This window comes from Afipia massiliensis, assembly GCF_014203115.1.
GTDB lineage: Bacteria > Pseudomonadota > Alphaproteobacteria > Rhizobiales > Xanthobacteraceae > Afipia > Afipia massiliensis.
In genome coordinates, this window is the sequence record NZ_JACHIJ010000006.1 from 18026 (window position 1) to 34844 (window position 16819).

Here is a 16819-nt window from a genome sequence, read left to right on the forward strand (position 1 = left end):
ATGGAAAATTATACTTTTCGTTTGCCCGACGTTGGTGAGGGCGTGGCTGAAGCCGAAATTGTCGCATGGCATGTGAAGATCGGCGATCTGATCGATGAAGACCAGTTGATGGTCGATGTCATGACCGACAAGGCGACGGTCGAAATGACCACGCCCGTGGCGGGGCGCGTCATCGCGCTTCACGGCGAGATTGGGCAACGTATGCCGGTGGGATCGGTTCTGATCGAACTTGATACCAATCAAAATGGGTTGGCGCCGGAAACTGCGAAGGCGCCGCCGAAGGAGGCGCCAGCATCGAAGTCCGTCGTGGCAGCGCCTGTAGCTGCTGCGCCTGTCAAGTCAACGTCGCCAGCGGCACCGGCAAAATCCGAACCGGCACGGTTTGCCGCGACGCGTGCGCCGGGCGATCTCCCGCTTGCTGCGCCAGCGACACGCAGGCGGGCCTATGAACTCGGTTTACCGCTGCAATTTGTACCAGGCACCGGTCCGGGGGGGCGGATCACCGCGGAAGATCTGAATGCGTATGTTGCAGGTACGCCGGCTGGTGCGTCGGTGCAACACCATCACGCGAAACGTGAGGGTATCACCGAGACCAGGATCGTTGGTCTGCGCCGCAAGATCGCCGAGAACATGCAGGTCTCCAAGCGCCGAATTCCTCATTTTACTTATGTCGAGGAGTTCGATCTTACCGAACTCGGGAGGTTGCGGCGGGAAGTGAATGCGGAGGGCAGGATGGATCGCCCGAAGCTGACCTTGCTGCCGTTTTTCATGCGCGCGCTTGTCAGCCTCGTCGCTGACTTCCCGCAGGTCAACGCACGCTATGATGACGAGACCAGTATTCTGCGTACATATGAAGGCCTCCATATCGGTATCGCCACCCAGACTCCGGGTGGGCTGATGGTGCCGGTTGTGCACCATGTTGAAGCGCTTGGCCTGTTCGAGTGCGCGAGTGAACTCGCGCGCGTCACAAAGGCGGCGCGAGAGGGCAAGGCCACCCGTGACGAGCTGACAGGCTCGACGATCACGCTGACCAGTCTGGGCGCACTTGGCGGCGTGTCCGCGACGCCGGTGATCAATTATCCAGAAGTGGCGATCATTGGCCCCAACAAGCTCGTCGAGCGGCCGGTTGTGCTGAACGGTCAGGTCGCGGTCCGAACAATGATGAACCTGTCCGCATCGTTCGATCATCGCATCGTCGATGGTTATGATGCCGCTCGATTCATTCAGGCCCTGAAACGCCTGATCGAACAGCCCGCATTGCTGTTTATGGATCGTGCGTGATGGAGACAATCAAGACCAAGGTCATCGTGGTCGGCGGCGGCCCCGGTGGTTATGTGGCGGCGATCCGTTGCGGCCAGCTCGGCTTCGACACTGTGCTTGTCGAAAAGGAGCGGCTGGGCGGCACCTGCCTGATCCGCGGCTGCATTCCATCCAAGGCGCTTATTCATGCCGCAGGGCAGTTCGAGGCCATAGCGCGGGTAGCTGAAGGCGGCCGTTTAGGCATCAGCTTGGCCAGTCCGCCACAACTCGACTTCGCCGGCACCGTCCGCTGGAAGGAAGGCATCGTCAATCAGCTGAATAACGGCATCGCGGGATTGCTGAAACGAGCCAAGGTAAAGGTCGTGCAGGGATGGGCGACGTTCTCCGATGCCAAGACGTGCCGAGTGACGGGAGCGGACACCGATGTCGTCATCACAGCGGAGCATGTCATTCTTGCCAACGGATCTGTGCCGGTTGAATTGCCATTCCTGCCGTTCGGCGGTTCAGTCATATCCTCAACCGAAGCGCTTTCACTGCCCGAGCTTCCGAAGTCTCTGGTGGTGGTGGGCGGCGGCTATATCGGCCTCGAACTTGGTATTGCGTTTCGCAAGCTTGGCTCTCAAGTTGCAGTCGTCGAGGCGCAGCAGCAGATTCTCCCGCTGTACGACGAACAGCTTGTCGAACCTGTTCGGCGCTGGCTGAAGCGCAAAAATGTCATCACGCATCTCGGGGCCAAAGCGGTTGGGATAGATGAGGCCGGAACGGGACTTGTCATTGAAACAGACTCCCGGGAGCGGCTGACGTTACAGGCCGACAAGATCCTCGTGGCCACCGGCCGTCGGCCCGCAGTAGATGGCTGGGGCCTCGAGCATATGGCGGTGGCGATTGATGGCGGGTTCGTGCGTGTCGATGAACGCTGCGCCACATCGATGAAGAATGTCTGGGCGATCGGCGATCTCGTCGGTGAGCCGATGTTGGCCCATAAGGCATCCATGCAAGGCGAAATGGTTGCGGAGATTATCGCTGGTCATCGCCGCCGCTTTGACCCTGTTGCAATTCCCGCGGTTTGCTTCACGGAGCCGGAGATCGTTAGCGTTGAGACGGGAGCAACGACAGCCGATTTGCAGGATGCCATTGTTTCAACTTTTCCCTTTCAGGCGAATGGCCGAGCCTTGTCGATGAATGGCGTCGAGGATGGTGGCTTCGTGCGTGTGGTCGCGAGAAAAAGCGACCACCGTATCCTCAGGATTCATGCTGTCGGTCCGCACGTGTCAGAGCTTGTGGGTGAATTCACCCAAGCGATAGAGATGGGGGCAGTCTTGCAAGACATCGCATGCACTATTCATGCTCATCCGACCCTGGGCGAAGCGTTCCACGAGGCGGCACTTAAGGGGTTGGGTCATGCGATCCATGCTTAACTCTACATTCAGTTCAGGCAGAGAGGCGTTCAACCTCTGTCTGGGTTCCACAAGTTTTGCTTCACTAATATCTGATTTCGGAATTATTGGGATTATCAAGACCTTCGCATCGTCATAGAGAGCGGTCCGCAATAAGGGATGTCGCCACGCTGGTCCTGCCTGTTTTCGTGGCTCATCGCGATACTAATGAAGATTCGATAGCGTGCGGCATAAGCCGCGATCATGCTAGCCGCAACAATAACAAAATTGGCGGGTGACCAATAAAGCAACACCACTCAGGGGGATGCGTTGGAAATCATAAAATTCACGCGCGTGATCGACGGCATTAGCGATGTCGCAGGTTACATTGCCAAATGGCTCGTGCTCCTCGCCTGCCTCGTGAGTGCTGGCAACGCAGTGGTCCGTTATCTGGTCAGCTACAGCTCAAACGGATTGCTTGAAATCCAGTGGTACATGTTCGGCGGGATCGTGTTGCTCGGAGCTGCGCAGACGCTGCGTCTTAACGAGCACGTTCGCGTCGATCTGCTGTATTCGTGGGTAACTGACAGAACGCGGCTGTGGATCGATATCTTCGGCTTCACGGTATTCCTGCTCCCGGTGATGGCCTACCTCACCTACCTGACCTGGCCCTTCTTCTTCAGTTCCTTCCAATCGAAGGAGATGTCCATGAACGCGGGCGGACTGATCCTGTGGCCTGCCAAGGCCCTCCTTCCCGCTGGTTTCGCATTGCTCTTCATTCAGGGGCTTGGCGAACTTGCAAAGCGTACTGCGGCGCTCGCTGGCGCGATACGCATTAACACGCATTACGAAGCTCCTTTGCAATAGCAACCGCACGAGTCGGGATTAGTTGATGTTTTCGCACGGCATATTTCCCCCGTTGATGTTCGGGTCCATGATCCTGTTTATGCTGATCGGGTTTCCGGTCGCATTCTCATTGGCTGCGGTTGGATTGTTTTTCGGCATTCTGGGAACCAATACAGGACACTTCGATCCATCGTTTCTGCAGGCTCTCCCCTTCCGCTTTTACGGAATCATTTCAAACGAGCTGTTGCTGTCGATTCCATTCTTTACATTCATGGGTGCGATTCTTGAACGGTGCGGTCTTGCGGAAGATTTGCTCGAAGGCACAGGTCAACTGTTCGGAAAAATTCCAGGTGGTCTCGCCTATGCCGTGATCCTCGTTGGCGCCATTCTTGGAGCGATCACCGGCACGGTGGCTGCCTCGGTCATCGCCATGGGCGTTATCTCGCTGCCGATCATGATCCGCTACGGTTACGATATGCGCCTCGCGACCGGTGTTATCGCAGCGTCCGGAACCATCACGCAGTTGATTCCTCCGTCGCTCGTGCTGATCGTACTCGCCGACCAGCTCGGCCGTTCCGTCGGCGACATGTACCTCGGCGCAATCGGCCCCTCGATCCTGCAGGTCGTGATCTTCCTGCTCTACATCGTCGGCGTATCGATCCTGCAGCCCCAAAAAATGCCGCCCCTTCCCGAGTCGGCGCGAGAGCCAATGGACTGGAAGCTCGTCAGCCGCGTGCTGTGGGGCATGATCCCTTCGATCGTCTTGATCTTTCTCGTTCTCGGCACCATCGGTCTCGGGCTTGCGACACCCACCGAGGCCGGCGCCATGGGCGCAGTCGGCGCGATGGTCCTCGCCGCGATGCACCGTCGCCTGACATGGCCGCTGGTCGAACAGGCGATGACGTCCACGATGCGGCTGACATCCATGGTGGTGTTCATCCTTGTCGGCTCGACCTGCTTCAGCCTCGTGTTCCAGGGCATGGATGGCGGGCGCTGGATCGAGCATCTGCTCACGGGGCTGCCGGGGGGTGCCATCGGATTCCTGATCTTCGTCAACATCTTCGTATTCTTCCTGGCGTTCTTCCTGGACTTCTTCGAGATCGCCTTCATCATCATTCCACTGCTTGCGCCGGTCGCCTCCAAGCTTGGCATTGACCTGGTGTGGTTCGGAGTCCTGCTCTGCGTCAACATGCAGACGTCGTTCATGCACCCGCCGTTCGGCTTCGCGCTGTTCTACCTGCGCGGCATCGCCCCACCTGAAGTAAAGAGCTCGGACATCTATTGGGGCGCCATGCCGTGGGTGCTGATGCAAGTCATCCTGGTGATTATCGTGATCTACTGGCCGGGTGCGGTGACCTACTGGATCGACACCACCAAGGTCGACACCACCAACATCAAGATCAACATCCCAGAGAATGAGATACCGCAACTCGAACTGCAGAGAACTGATAGCGCGCTATGGAGGTAGCGACGCTCTAAGAGGCACGGTTGTTTCTTCAAATTGCCAGGGACGCCGTACTGGACCTCTATGAAGCGAAACTTTTCGCTTCATAGCGCAGAGGCGAGACCTACCAAATGCTTTCGAAGTGGCAATGAAATTGTTCCGAATGTTTGAAGTCTGACTTCAAAAGTATTCGTTATAAAGCAGCGATCCGGATTGCTACTGCTAGATCCAATGATGTTCCCTAAAGTTATGGGCCAGTCCGTGCGCGAAGTACGTGCGCGAGAAACACGTTTTGGGAGGAATATGAGAATGAAGCGTCGCGAGTTTTTGAAAGTAGCCGCGGCCGGAGCAGCAGCAACTGCGGTTGCCTCGCCGGCCATTGCCCAGTCCTCGCCTGAAGTTAAGTGGCGCTTGGCGTCCAGCTTCCCGAAGTCGCTCGACACCATTTACGGCGGTGCTGAGCAGCTCTCGAAGTACGTCGCCGAGATGACTGACAACAAGTTCCAGATTCAGGTGTTTGCCGCAGGCGAACTGGTGCCGGGTTTGCAGGCTCTCGACGCGACCTCCAATGGCACGGTCGAAATGAGCCACACGGCTTCCTATTACTATGTCGGTAAGGATCCCACCTTCGCGATTTTCGCATCGGTTCCTTTCGGCTTGAATACCCGCATGCAGAATTCGTGGCTCGATCAGGGTGGCGGCAACCAGCTGGCCAACGAGTTCTACAAGAAGTACGGCGTGATCGGCATGCCTTGCGGCAACACCGGCACGCAGATGGGCGGCTGGTTCCGTAAGGAGATCAAGACGGTCGCTGATCTTCAGGGCCTAAAGATGCGCATCGGCGGCATCGCTGGGCAGGTGCTGGCCAAAGTCGGCGTCGTTCCGCAGCAGCTTGCTGGCGGCGACATCTATCCGTCGCTGGAAAAGGGCACCATCGACGCTGCCGAGTGGGTCGGTCCGTATGACGACGAAAAGCTCGGCTTCAACAAGGTCGCGAAGTTCTACTACTATCCAGGTTTCTGGGAAGGCGGATCGACGATTCATGCGTTAACTAATCTAGAGAAGTTCAAAACGCTGCCGAAGAACTATCAGGCGATCCTGACCAGCGCCGCTGCACATGCTAACAGTTGGGTCCCCGCGCGTTACGACATGCAGAATCCTGGAGCTCTGAAGCGTCTGGTGGCTAGCGGTACGCAGCTGCGCCCGTTCCCTAACGAAGTTCTTGACGCCTGTCTCAAAGCGACCAACGAGCTCTGGGCTGAAATCTCGGCGAAGAACGCCGACTTCAAGAAGGTGATCGATGCGATGCAGGCCTACCGCTCAGATCAGTATCTGTGGTGGCAGGTTGCGGAATACGCCAACGACAGCTTCATGATCCGGTCGCGAATACGCAACGGCGGATAGGCGGAAAAATTCGCTGGATTGAGCACGTCGAAGGCAGCTTTGATGCGCTTGCCGCGAATCTTTTGCTCAAGGAGCGAATGACGCTCAAATTCTAAGAATCTCCGGGAGAACCTTCGCACACTCGATTTTTGATAGTGGCAAAATTGATTCCCGATATGGAGTACGAGGTGTGCAATGACAGTATCTCAGCGTCCCATATGTTCCGAACGATGACATCCTAAGTACTATCTCTATTCGAACTCGCGGCCAGAATTGTGATGATTTGCAAAGCCAGTTTCGCAAAGTTCCTTCCTAGAGGCGGCTTGCATCGCGGGAGAGTGGAGTTCTTCTCGCTATGAACAATCCGTATGCACCCATTGGCTTCATCGGTCTCGGTACCATGGGTGAGCCAATGGCATTGAATCTGATCAAGGCGGGTCTTCCGCTTGTTGTGTGGAATCGCTCTCACGTAAAGTGCAAAAGCGTCGCCGCGTTAGGTGCGGCTGTCGCCACGCATCCGGAAGAAGTATTTCTGCGGTGTGAAGTTGTCATTGTCATGCTGGTCGACGGACCTGCCCTGGATGATGTTCTGGTGCGAAACGGACGAGCGTTCAATGACCGTGTGCGTGGTCGTATCTTGATTAACATGGCGACAACCGCGCCTGAGTATTCAAAAGCTCTTGAGGCAGACGTCATTGCTGCGGGAGGACGTTACGTCGAGGCTCCGGTATCTGGCTCGCGCAAGCCTGCGGAGGCTGGGAAACTGATAGGCATGCTAGCAGGGGAAAAGGAATCTATAGACACCGTACGGTCGTTGCTTGCGCCAATGTGCAGCAATGTCGTTCCTTGCGGAAATGTGCCGAATGCACTTCTTATGAAGCTTTCTGTGAATCTGTTTCTGACCGCAATCGTCGCTGGACTTTCTGAGGCTGTGCATTTCGCAAGTCGCCAGAAACTGGATCTCTCGAAATTTTTCGCTGTACTCGATGCTGGGCCATTGGCAAGCGACGTATCGCGCATCAAGGGCGAAAAGTTTCTGTCGCAGGACTTCGCTGTGCAGGCGTCAATCCGCAATGTTCTCGAAAATGTCCAGCTGATTTCAAATGCTGCGCAGGCAGCAGGGATTGCTTCGCCACTACTGAATGTCTGCCTCGCTCTCTTCACTGAGGCCAGCGCCTTGGGTTTTGCGGACAGCGACATGATTGCAGTGATACGGGCGATCGAGCAACGAACATCTGAACTCTAAAGCTTGGACGTGAACTCACTGCCGATAACCTGAATGCTCGCGTGGGAGTGGAGCGCATGGAAATTTATGTTAGCGGCTCGAGATCATCGCGCCGTGGCGAACCGGAATACTTTACCGGCTCTGTGTGGCGGGAAGAGATCATTACGGCGCCGGCACCGGCTCGCGTGCGGTCGGGATTTGCGCGCTTCGAACCGAGGGCGCGAACGGCTTGGCATACGCATCCTTTGGGTCAGACGCTCTGTGTGCTGTCTGGAGTTGGTCGAGTGCAGTCGTGGGGAGAGAAAGCACGCGAGGTGCGCGCTGGTGACGTTATTTGGATTCCGCCTGGCGAGAAGCACTGGCATGGAGCCAGTCCTAACCACACGATGGTTTACATCGCAACGCAGGAAGATCTCGACGGCGTGCATGTCAGATGGATGGAGCACGTTAGCGAAGCGCAATACCTCAGTCCGATAAGCTTGTGAGCTATCTGCGTTTTATATTGTTCGGTTAGATTCAGAGGAAGTGAGATGTCGAAAGAGATTCAGTGCACATTCAGTGTGGATATTGATGCGGTCGCGGGATTCCTTGGCTCGTGGGGAGGTGCCGATTCCATCTATGATATACAGCGGGGAATCTTCGCCGGTGAAATCGGTACGCCACGCATTCTCAAGCTGTTCGATAAATATGGAATCACAGCAACATGGTTTGTGCCAGGGCATTCCATCGAAACATTTCCTGAGCAAACAAAAATGGTTGTCGCTGCCGGGCATGAAATTGGTGCCCATGGCTATTCACACGAACCGCCGATGAACCTGACTGCGGAACAGGAAGAGGACATCCTCAAAAAGTCGGTCGATCTGATCGAGGAGTTCAGTGGAAAGAAGCCGCGAGGGTATTCAGCTCCATGGTGGGAGCCTTCTGCAAACACGTTCGACCTCTTGCGCAAGTATGGATTTCAATACGGGCATACGCAGGCTTACCACGATTTTCTGCCGTTCTACGCGCGCGTCGGAGAGACTTGGACGAAGGTCGACTATGCCAAGAAGGCTTCGGAGTGGATGAAGCCGCTGGTGCATGGAAAGGAAATCGACCTGGTCGAAATCCCCACCAACTGGTATATTGATGATCTCCCCCCGCTGATGTTCATCAAGCAGGCGCCCAATAGCGGCGGCTGGTTCAATCCTCGCGATATTGAAGAGATGTGGCGGGACCAATTCGACTGGGTTTATCGCGAGATGGATTATGCGGTATTCCCCATCACGATTCATCCTGATGTCGCGGGAAGGCCGCAAGTCCTCCTTCTGCTTGAACGGCTGATTTCGCACATTAACGCCCATGCGGGGGTCCGTTGGATGACCATGGAAGATGTGGCGAAGGATTTTCGTCGCCGTCAGCCATTCCGGGCACGTTGATTAGCGAGAGATGGACTTCGGAATGGGCGCGCGATCGCAAGGGCTGGAACGGGACATTGAAAGACCGTCCGAAAGTGTTCGTGGGATCATGAATGCGGATATTGACGACGGATCGATCGCGTATGCGATCGGGATGCAATTGCCTTTCGAATGCTTGCGCAACGCTGCGGCCCAACTGGCGGGGGTCCTGATTTTGGCCGCTACCGGCAGCCGATCAGGTTCTCCCGACCATCCAATCGTGGCCGTCGCGGCTGACAATCATCAGCAAGCACTCGACGGGATGAACGCGTTAAAGGTGCCGGACGGAAGCAGGCATCGGCATCTCCACATGATCCGCGCGTCGTCTCTTATCGCGGATGCCGTGGTTACGTTTAAATCCGTTGCTACACGGAAGAATTCCAACATCGATGCGGCTCTCGCGCTGCTGGTTCGTGGATGGAGCGAATTGCGCCTCGCCTCTGTATCGCTTCCCGGATGCGAGATCGTTGATCTCCAGCACGCCTGCTGTGCGGATCATCAGAAATCAATCGGAGCGGGTTTCGCCGCTCGTGCTGTTCAAGCGGGGCAGTAAGTAAATGGGTATTTATTCGATCTGGGTGCTTGAATACGGTTATACGAGCAGTTTTCCAAAAGGCGTGACGCTACACGGTGCGTTCAACGAGACCGCGCGGTTCTCGTATGCCTATGTACTGATCAAGGGACCTGGTGTCGTTGCGATGGTCGATGTGGGATTCGACAACGTCGCTTATGGAAAAGAACTGAATGATCGGTTTGGTGTCGAGAACTGGAGGTCGCCCCGCCAAGTGCTGGGGAATTGCGGTATTCGCCCGGAAGATGTAACGCACGTTTTTGTCACCCACGCTCACTTCGATCATTTAGGGGCGGCAGATCATTTTCCAAATGCTACCTTCTATATCCAGGAAACGGAGCTCACAAAATGGGTGTGGGCAATGTCGCTGGACCGGAAGTTTCGCTGGCTGACAGCGGCTGTCGATCCGGGCGATATCATTCGGGCGATCAATCTTGCGCGACAAGGACGACTCGTTTGCATTGACGGCGCTTGTGAGGATGTTCTTCCCGGTATTGATCTCTATCCAGCCTACGATACTCACACGGCTGGGAGCCAATATGTGCTGATCCGTAACGATAGCGGCCGCGCATCGGCCGATTCCTGGGTATTGGCCGGCGATCTCATTTACTGCTTCGAGAACCTCGCCGGAACGGATGCTTCAGATCCCGCTTACGTGCCGATCGGCCTGGCCATGGGGAGCCAGACCAATCTGCTTTTGATTGCTGATGAAATGGTGAAAAAAGTCGGTGGTGAAGCAAAGCGTGTAATTCCGGTTCATGAAGCCCGGCTCAAAGATGCTTTTCCTTCACGCCTAACCGAAGACGGCCTTCACATCACAGAAGTCACGCTGGGGGCTGGCCAGACAAGTTGCGTAGGATGATCGGATAGGATTCATGATTTACGAGTTCAGGACTTACACACTCCGGCCGGGCACATTGCCGGAGTTTCTCAAGCGGTTTGGCGATGCTTTGCCGAGACGTCAACATTTCTCGAAGCTTGCCGCGTTCTGGTCCACGGATATCGGTCCGTTGAATCAGGTCATTCATGTCTGGCCCTACGAAAACAGTCTGGAACGTGCGCGTATTCGCGCCGAAGCAGTGAAGGATGGAAGCTGGCCGCCCAACACCGGTGAGTTTATCCTGACAATGAATGCTGAGATATTCGAGCCAATGTCGTTCTCGCCAATGCTTGATCCCTCAAGCAGCGGGCATGTTTTCGAGATGTGCACCACCACCGTCAAGCCGTTCACCATGCCGCGCATGATCGAACGCTGGAACAAGATGCTGTCCGCGCGTTTGAAGCTATCACCATTGATAGGTGTCTTTGTAACTGATGTCGGCGAACTCAACCGATTGACGCATATCTGGTCTTACAAATCTCTTGATGAAAGGGCGGCCGTGAAGGACGCCGCTGTTGCGAGTCATCTCTGGCCGATCGGCAGCGACGATATCGTGATTGACGAAGAGACGAAAATACTTTTGCCCGCGTCATTCTCGCCGATTCAATAGGCGGATCAGATACTGAAAATCGGTCTTCGCAGATCCCAGGGCAGTTTCGAGTAGCCGCCGGAGATCCGGCGTCTTGGGGATCTCGCTCTAAGAGATTCTTGACGGGCTGCTTCAAAGACTCCCACCGAGTTTAGATAAGACGGTCGATCATGATTGATAGCTCTATGAAGTTAACGCAGCTCAAGATTTCCGAGGTTCGCGACAGTTTTGGCCGGCAAGGCCTGATGACTTTCATTGGAGCTAAGATAAAGCGATCAGTCGTGTCTGGCGACAACCGCGCTGGAAGGGCCACGTAAGCGCAAAGTGGAAACCGGTTTTTGGACAAGATCGTGCCCACGATATGTATGCCTCAGCGCTGCCGCGTCACTTCGATGAAAATGCCTCACTCTTGTTGACGAGATCTCGTTAGGGCGAGCCGTATGACTATTCTATAGCGTCTTCGATTCGCGAACAGCGGAAATCAACCTTTGCATTGAGTACGGAAAAGCCATGGACCCCAGCCTGCTCGACACCCATCCCTCATCGCCAGTCCAGTCAGCCCGGCTCAGCGAATGGGCACGCACATCGCGCACAGGCGTCCGCTATGTCGAAACCGAGGCGGTCTGGTTCCGTGTGCGCGAAGGCGGCGCGGGCGGCCCTGCCGTCGTGTTCTTCGCCGACGGGCCGAACGCGCTGGAGCATCACGATCCGATCTTCAACCGACTCTCGCAATGGACCCGCGTGGTCGTGGTCGATCCTCCGGGCTTCGGGTTTTCGACACCCAAGCCGAATTTCGATTTCACGGTCGGCGCATTCGCCGACGGCTATGCGGAGCTGTTGACGTCGCTCGGCGGGCCCTTCGTTCTCTGCCCGACCTGCACCAACGTCTATCCCTCCGCGCTGATCGCTGCGCAACGGCCTGAACTGGTGAGCCATCTCATTCTCATGCAGGCGCTCGACTGGGACCAGGAGAAAATGTGGACCGGTAAGATCGTCGATCCCGACGGCGATCTCGCCAAACCCTTTATCGGTCAAAAACTGAACTATCGCACCCGCACTACCGCGCCTGCGACATGGTATCCCAACGCGCTCGGTGCGCAGGATCTTGCCGAAACGTTTCTGAAGCAATCGTGCGAATGCTTTGCCCACGGCGGAAATTTTTGTCTGGCATCGCTGATCCAGAACTGGTTCGGGCCGGGCGTCGACAGTCCGTCATTTCTGACTTTTGTGCAGCCTGCTCTCGCTGTCTGGGGTATGAATGACCGCTCACATCGCAGGAGCGACAAACGCTCGCTGCTGAACATCGCGCCGCATGCGCGCTACGTCGAACGCGAAGGCGTCGGTCATTTCCCCGAGATCGAAGACCCGCTGTGGTTTGAAGCGCTTCTGAAAGATTTTTTGCGCGACGGCGGGTAGCGATCCGCCTCGTTCAGTAAGGCGCGGGTTCGCAACGCCCACTTACGCGCGGCGAGAACTGCTAAGCGATCCGGTGGATTCCCCTAATAAAACGACAAGACTTTGCACAGGCAACGCCTATCGATCACTAATCACCCATCGTCGCTGGTACTCCTGCTATCAAGCAGGCCCTTCCATCAAAGCGATCGAAAAAAAGTCTTGCCTCCTTGGGTGCGTCAGCGGGCCGGAGACGCGCGTGCGTCGGTATCTATAGTGCGGTTAGCAAGAGCAAAGCGGACGTATCTCTCTGTGTAATCGTTCGGGCTTCGATTAAATTGCGGCGAGGTGCAGGAGACCATCACGTCGAGGAAGCGAAAGCCCATCCAACCGGCTGCGATCTCGTCATAGAGCTTGGGATGGCCGATCTCGTCCCGTCTCGTGATGATCGGGTCGGCGAGATTCTTCCACACCACGGCGAGGAATCTGCCGGTCGCCTTGTCCCGGCGGCCGGTGAAGGTCGCCGGCCAGCCGACATGGATCATCGTGCAGCCGCGCCCGGCCAGCCAGCCGATCCGCGGTCATGTCGTGGAATTCCACCATCACGACTGGTTCGCCGGCAAGCGCGAATCCCTCGGGCAGATGCCGTTCAAGCTACGCCGCATCGGTCAGAAAGTTCGCCGCGACGGAGAGGTGGCGCGGGCTATGCTTCGAATCGCGTGTAACGCCGTCCGGCAGTTGGCGCGGTCCCGGAGGCCGGCGCGGAATGCGTCAGCCACCGGTAGATGTGGCCCGCCTCGAAGCGGTAGCTCATCGTGCGGCTCCCGGCGACAGCGTGCCGAGCAGCGGAGCCGACAGATGGGCGATCTGGTAAGCGACGCCACGCGCGCTTGCGTCGGGTTCCGCCTCAGACAAGAGAACGCGCACGAATTTCCAGTTGAGCGGATCGAGTCCGACGACCGCCGAGATGACATCCGGCTGTATCGCGCGTTCCCGCGCCAGCTCGATCTCTTTTGCGAAGGCGGCTGTCAGGTCGGCATCGAGCGGAATGGCGATATCGTCCCTGTAGAGGAAGCGAGCTTCGCCCGCTTTGCCCCGGAAGGCGTCGAGCGTCAAGAACGTCTCGATCTGCGCTCGTCCGTAGATATCCGTGATGATCTTGTAGCCGCCACGCAGCAGCCAATCGCGAAACGCCTTGTCGTGTTGCCAGAGATAAAGAGAAGAAAAGTTGTTCGCGGTGGCACCGAAGCAGCCGGCTTCCCGCAGCAGGAAACCCTTGAAATAAAGCTCGGGAACCGCGTCCCAAATGGCTCCACGTTCTTTCAACCATCGCCGGAGGGGTCCGAAATCGAAGTCTGCGGTCAGGCGATGTGCGTAATGGACGATAGTCATGCGTGGTTTTTCCTTTCCTGGTGAAGCGAAAGATAGCCCTAAGGCAGCGGCCGAGAGCAGCAGGCCCGCCGCCCGTTGATGACGACAGGACCGAGCGACAGCCCACACACGATCAGCCATGCGGATGGCGGTGAGGACACGGTCATGGCGGTCATTGCGGCGCGCTCAGAAGGATGACGGCGGCCTGCTTGCTTGCCCGGATGGGCTCGACGCTACCTTGGATGAACGCCTCGACGCTCGCGCCGTCCAACAAGGCGACCAGTTGCTGCGCCGTCGTGTCCGGTTTCCGGTGCCCGGCTCGTGCGGCGATATCGCGAAACGCTGCTCTGATCCAAGTTTTGTGCGCGCGCACGAGCGCGTGCATCGGCCCCTGGGGATACGGGTTCTGGACGGCGACATTGGTGAAGGCGCAGCCGCGAAAACCGGGCTTCGTTGCGAGCTGCTCGGACACGTCGAACATCACCTTGACGGCGGCGACCGCCGTCCGCGCTCCCTTGAGGCGGTTCGCGAATAAAGCCTGCCTCGCCTCCGCCTGGCGCTCGAAAGCCGCCAGGGCTAGGGCCTCCTTGGAGTCAAAGTTGTTGTACAGCGTCATGCGGGCGACGCCGGCGTGTTCGGTCACCTCATTGATGCCGACATTGGGCAGGCCGCGTTCATAGAAGAGATCCGCCGCCGTATCGATCAGGCGGTCGCGTGGCGATGGTCGCGCAGACATCGGTGCCTCCCTGTATGGGTATACCGATCTACCTAATTTGTGGAGCATCCGGAAGTCAAGCTCTCGTGAGCGAACGGTGCCTTCAGCCCGACTTGCGTAGGGAATCAAGGCGTCGATCAAACCATGGCGCGCATCGTCCCTCACCGTAGGCAGCTACGTCCTCGGCAACATGCTGCTGCCTGGGATCGGCGGCGCGATCGGCGGGATGCTCGGCGGCTATGCCGGCGGCATGGTCGATCAGCAGAACGGCGAAGCAGACCGTCTACGGCGCCCGGATCAGGATCTGCGGGCGCCCTCGTCGAGCTACGGCTCGGTGATCCCGACGCTCTACGGCAAGAGCCGGCTTACGGCACCAGCGCCTGGAAAAATGCAGACCTACCTGGACATGTGTGCCAAGCTCGGGCCGCAATGGACGGCTTCATCTCAATTGAACGATTCCAGAGCTTCTCAGATCCAACGAAGTTACTGGCTCTCTCCATTTGGCGAGACGAAGCCGCTGTAGAGGCATTCCGGAATTGGGAAGTTCATCGCGGTGTCCAGACGAACAGCCGCAAAGATGTATTTCTCGATTATCGGCTGCGTGTTGCAGCCGTCTTGCGCGACTACAGACTGACAGAGCGTGAACAGGCGCCTGTCGATAGTCGCGCTGCGCATGTGTAAAACGCACGCTCACCAATCAGGCTGAGAAGCGTTGCGGACTTGTATTCTTCATCCACCTGCAGCCGAGAAGGTGTTCGTCGCGCAGCATCGCTGACCGACGTGCACTGGATGACGCTGGTGGGCGGCCTCGGCACGGTGTTCGGCCCCGTGATCGGCGCTTTCGTCATCATCGCCATGCAGCAGTATCTGGCCGGCTTCGGGCAGTGGGTCACGGTGATTCAGGACACGATTTTCGTGATCTGCGTGCTGACCTTCCGCCGTGGAATCATCGGTGAAATCGCCCATTTCTTCGAACGGTCGCTGTAATTCCGGTGGGTCCCCCCATCCGGATGCGACCACTAGGTCGCTACTTGGCTCGGCACGAAAGTGCCGAGCCCTTTTGTTATGAAGCTGTATCGATTTACAATTCACACGTAACGTATTGATATAATTGAACCGATAAGCTCGAAATTTACATCTAACCCATTGGTTCGTTGAATTAAAAATGAGACTCTTAATCAGCGGGTCCCAGGTTCGAGCCCTGGTGCGCCCACCAAACAAACCAAACATTTGATGGTTTTGGATTGGTGAGAACGAGCCGCATTCTGCAGCTCGTTCAGCAGCTCTATCTCTGTTCGAGCCTCGGGGGCGCCGCGCCTCAATTGATTTTGGCGCCAGAGCTATCCACCACCTTGCCCCACCGCTCATAGTCCGCGTGAATCGTCTGAGTGAATGCTTCCGGCGTTGTCGTCGTGACGCTCAGACCCTGCGCGCCAAGGCGTTCCCGCACGTCAGGGAGATTCCCGATGCGGATCACTTCGGTGTTCAGTCGCTGGATAATGGCTGTCGGCGTTGCTGCGGGAACCGCGAGGCCAAACCAGGAGTCGACGACCAGGCCCGGCAAACCAGCTTCGGCGGCCGTCGGGACGTTGGGAAGCTGTGGCGACCGTTCGCGGCTGGTAACGACCAGTCCCTTGATCTTGCCGTCTCTGATTTGAGGCGCGAGGACGGTCAGGGTGTCGAAGGCAAGGTTCACCTGGCTGCCGAGCAGTGCGTTGATGGCCGGCGCGCTGCCTTTGAACGGCACATGCAGCAGATCTGTCCCGGTCAGGTTTTTGAAGAGTTCACCGCTCAGGTGGCAAAGCGTGCCGGGGCCGCACGACGAGTACGTAAATTTGCCCGGCTCGCTCTTTGCGGCAGCGATCAACTCCTTGAGAGTCGATACGGGTGTATCAGGGCTGGCCGCGACCACATAAGGGACCGACGCGAGAAGCGAGACCGGAGCGAAGCTTTTGAACGGGTCGTAAGTGATCGACCTGTTGATATGCGGCAGGATCGTGAGCTGCCCGGCCGAAGCAAGCGAGAGCGTGTAACCGTCCGGATCGGCCTTGGCGACGAATTCTGCCGCGATGGCTGTGCCGGCGCCTGGCTTGTTCTCGACTACAATGGATTGTTTGAGTGCTTCACTGAGCTTGTCGGCATAGATCCGCGCGATAGTGTCAGCGGCGCCGCCTGCCGGAAACGGCACGATGAACTTGATCGTTCTGCTTGGCCACGTATCGGCGAACGATGCGGTGCTGACGCTGACGAGCAAGCCGACCGCTGCGAGAGATGCCGAAATGAAGTTGAAGGTCCTGAAGGAACGCATCGTATAATTCCTTGATGGTTTATCGA

General features: G+C 57.1%; 16 protein-coding genes and 2 pseudogenes. 14 read left to right on the plus strand and 4 right to left on the minus strand.

All coding sequences use genetic code 11. The features are described 5' to 3' along the window. The 12 genes from HNQ36_RS19680 to HNQ36_RS19735 all read left to right on the plus strand — a co-directional run bounded on the left by HNQ36_RS19680 (position 1) and on the right by HNQ36_RS19735 (position 12423). Complete coding sequence (locus HNQ36_RS19680; protein ID WP_184087848.1) at positions 1–1281, plus strand: dihydrolipoamide acetyltransferase family protein; 1281 nt, start codon at positions 1–3, stop codon at positions 1279–1281. Next, positions 1281–2678 carry a dihydrolipoyl dehydrogenase gene (gene lpdA, locus HNQ36_RS19685; protein ID WP_210312129.1) on the plus strand — a complete coding sequence of 466 codons (1398 nt, stop codon included), beginning with the start codon at positions 1281–1283 and terminating at the stop codon, positions 2676–2678. The genes HNQ36_RS19680 and lpdA overlap by 1 nt, the downstream gene beginning before the upstream one ends. Positions 2679–2966: 288 nt before the next feature. Beyond that, positions 2967–3503 (plus strand): TRAP transporter small permease subunit, encoded by a 537-nt coding sequence (locus tag HNQ36_RS19690; protein WP_184087852.1) that lies wholly within the window; start codon positions 2967–2969, stop codon positions 3501–3503. A 25-nt stretch (positions 3504–3528) separates the two neighbouring features. Then, positions 3529–4950 (plus strand): TRAP transporter large permease, encoded by a 1422-nt coding sequence (locus tag HNQ36_RS19695; protein WP_184087854.1) that lies wholly within the window; start codon positions 3529–3531, stop codon positions 4948–4950. A gap of 285 nt (positions 4951–5235) precedes the next feature. Further along, positions 5236–6330: a TRAP transporter substrate-binding protein gene (locus HNQ36_RS19700; protein ID WP_184087856.1), complete on the plus strand. Its 1095-nt coding sequence runs from the start codon at positions 5236–5238 to the stop codon at positions 6328–6330. Positions 6331–6664: 334 nt separating this feature from the next. Then, a complete protein-coding gene (locus tag HNQ36_RS19705) occupies positions 6665–7555 on the plus strand; it encodes an NAD(P)-dependent oxidoreductase (RefSeq protein WP_184087858.1) in 891 nt (296 codons plus the stop codon). A 56-nt stretch (positions 7556–7611) separates the two neighbouring features. Beyond that, the gene (locus HNQ36_RS19710) at positions 7612–8019 is read left to right on the plus strand and encodes a (R)-mandelonitrile lyase (RefSeq protein WP_184087860.1); all 408 of its coding nucleotides are present in this window, start codon (positions 7612–7614) and stop codon (positions 8017–8019) included. Between the two features lie 45 nt (positions 8020–8064). Next, complete coding sequence (locus tag HNQ36_RS19715; RefSeq protein WP_184087862.1) at positions 8065–8949, plus strand: polysaccharide deacetylase family protein; 885 nt, start codon at positions 8065–8067, stop codon at positions 8947–8949. Between the two features lie 22 nt (positions 8950–8971). Then, complete coding sequence (locus HNQ36_RS19720) at positions 8972–9520, plus strand: hypothetical protein (RefSeq protein ID WP_184087864.1); 549 nt, start codon at positions 8972–8974, stop codon at positions 9518–9520. 4 nt (positions 9521–9524) lie between these two features. Then, a complete protein-coding gene (locus HNQ36_RS19725) occupies positions 9525–10400 on the plus strand; it encodes an N-acyl homoserine lactonase family protein (RefSeq protein ID WP_184087866.1) in 876 nt (291 codons plus the stop codon). Between the two features lie 13 nt (positions 10401–10413). After that, positions 10414–11028 (plus strand): NIPSNAP family protein, encoded by a 615-nt coding sequence (locus HNQ36_RS19730; RefSeq protein WP_184087868.1) that lies wholly within the window; start codon positions 10414–10416, stop codon positions 11026–11028. 489 nt (positions 11029–11517) lie between these two features. Next, the gene (locus HNQ36_RS19735; protein ID WP_184087870.1) at positions 11518–12423 is read left to right on the plus strand and encodes an alpha/beta fold hydrolase; all 906 of its coding nucleotides are present in this window, start codon (positions 11518–11520) and stop codon (positions 12421–12423) included. Positions 12424–12638: 215 nt separating this feature from the next. Here the strand turns inward: HNQ36_RS19735 and HNQ36_RS19740 are convergent, their stop codons facing one another. From HNQ36_RS19740 to HNQ36_RS19750, 3 genes are all read right to left on the minus strand, one after another. Continuing rightward, entirely contained in the window at positions 12639–12944 is a 306-nt protein-coding gene (locus HNQ36_RS19740; protein WP_184087872.1) for a hypothetical protein, read from the minus strand. 265 nt (positions 12945–13209) lie between these two features. Further along, positions 13210–13911, minus strand: a complete 702-nt coding sequence (locus HNQ36_RS19745) for a DUF4865 family protein (RefSeq protein ID WP_210312130.1) — start codon at positions 13909–13911, stop codon at positions 13210–13212. Between the two features lie 31 nt (positions 13912–13942). After that, positions 13943–14506 carry a TetR/AcrR family transcriptional regulator gene (locus HNQ36_RS19750; protein ID WP_184087874.1) on the minus strand — a complete coding sequence of 188 codons (564 nt, stop codon included), beginning with the start codon at positions 14504–14506 and terminating at the stop codon, positions 13943–13945. 367 nt (positions 14507–14873) lie between these two features. Here HNQ36_RS19750 and HNQ36_RS19760 point away from each other — a divergent pair. Together HNQ36_RS19760 and HNQ36_RS19765 are read left to right on the plus strand one after the other, a co-directional pair. Then, positions 14874–15166: pseudogene (locus HNQ36_RS19760) on the plus strand (antibiotic biosynthesis monooxygenase family protein). 72 nt (positions 15167–15238) lie between these two features. Further along, a pseudogene (locus HNQ36_RS19765) lies at positions 15239–15472 on the plus strand (branched-chain amino acid ABC transporter permease); the annotation flags it as partial. A gap of 331 nt (positions 15473–15803) precedes the next feature. On the opposite strand, the gene HNQ36_RS19770 reads toward HNQ36_RS19765, so the two are convergent. Continuing rightward, the gene (locus HNQ36_RS19770; RefSeq protein WP_184087878.1) at positions 15804–16793 is read right to left on the minus strand and encodes a Bug family tripartite tricarboxylate transporter substrate binding protein; all 990 of its coding nucleotides are present in this window, start codon (positions 16791–16793) and stop codon (positions 15804–15806) included. Positions 16794–16819 lie beyond the last annotated feature (26 nt).

What these genes read in the sequence shown, in the direction of transcription:
- HNQ36_RS19725 (WP_184087866.1), top strand. Translation starts at nt 9,525, where the DNA reads ATGGGTATTTATTCGATCTGGGTGCTTGAATACGGTTATACGAGCAGT.
- HNQ36_RS19730 (WP_184087868.1), top strand. Translation starts at nt 10,414, where the DNA reads ATGATTTACGAGTTCAGGACTTACACACTCCGGCCGGGCACATTGCCG.
- HNQ36_RS19750 (WP_184087874.1), bottom strand. Translation starts at nt 14,506, where the DNA reads ATGTCTGCGCGACCATCGCCACGCGACCGCCTGATCGATACGGCGGCG.
- HNQ36_RS19700 (WP_184087856.1), top strand. Translation starts at nt 5,236, where the DNA reads ATGAAGCGTCGCGAGTTTTTGAAAGTAGCCGCGGCCGGAGCAGCAGCA.
- HNQ36_RS19720 (WP_184087864.1), top strand. Translation starts at nt 8,972, where the DNA reads ATGGGCGCGCGATCGCAAGGGCTGGAACGGGACATTGAAAGACCGTCC.
- HNQ36_RS19770 (WP_184087878.1), bottom strand. Translation starts at nt 16,793, where the DNA reads ATGCGTTCCTTCAGGACCTTCAACTTCATTTCGGCATCTCTCGCAGCG.
- HNQ36_RS19735 (WP_184087870.1), top strand. Translation starts at nt 11,518, where the DNA reads ATGGACCCCAGCCTGCTCGACACCCATCCCTCATCGCCAGTCCAGTCA.
- HNQ36_RS19745 (WP_210312130.1), bottom strand. Translation starts at nt 13,911, where the DNA reads ATGGCTGATCGTGTGTGGGCTGTCGCTCGGTCCTGTCGTCATCAACGG.
- HNQ36_RS19710 (WP_184087860.1), top strand. Translation starts at nt 7,612, where the DNA reads ATGGAAATTTATGTTAGCGGCTCGAGATCATCGCGCCGTGGCGAACCG.
- HNQ36_RS19740 (WP_184087872.1), bottom strand. Translation starts at nt 12,944, where the DNA reads ATGATCCATGTCGGCTGGCCGGCGACCTTCACCGGCCGCCGGGACAAG.
- HNQ36_RS19715 (WP_184087862.1), top strand. Translation starts at nt 8,065, where the DNA reads ATGTCGAAAGAGATTCAGTGCACATTCAGTGTGGATATTGATGCGGTC.
- HNQ36_RS19695 (WP_184087854.1), top strand. Translation starts at nt 3,529, where the DNA reads ATGTTTTCGCACGGCATATTTCCCCCGTTGATGTTCGGGTCCATGATC.
- HNQ36_RS19705 (WP_184087858.1), top strand. Translation starts at nt 6,665, where the DNA reads ATGAACAATCCGTATGCACCCATTGGCTTCATCGGTCTCGGTACCATG.
- lpdA (WP_210312129.1), top strand. Translation starts at nt 1,281, where the DNA reads ATGGAGACAATCAAGACCAAGGTCATCGTGGTCGGCGGCGGCCCCGGT.
- HNQ36_RS19680 (WP_184087848.1), top strand. Translation starts at nt 1, where the DNA reads ATGGAAAATTATACTTTTCGTTTGCCCGACGTTGGTGAGGGCGTGGCT.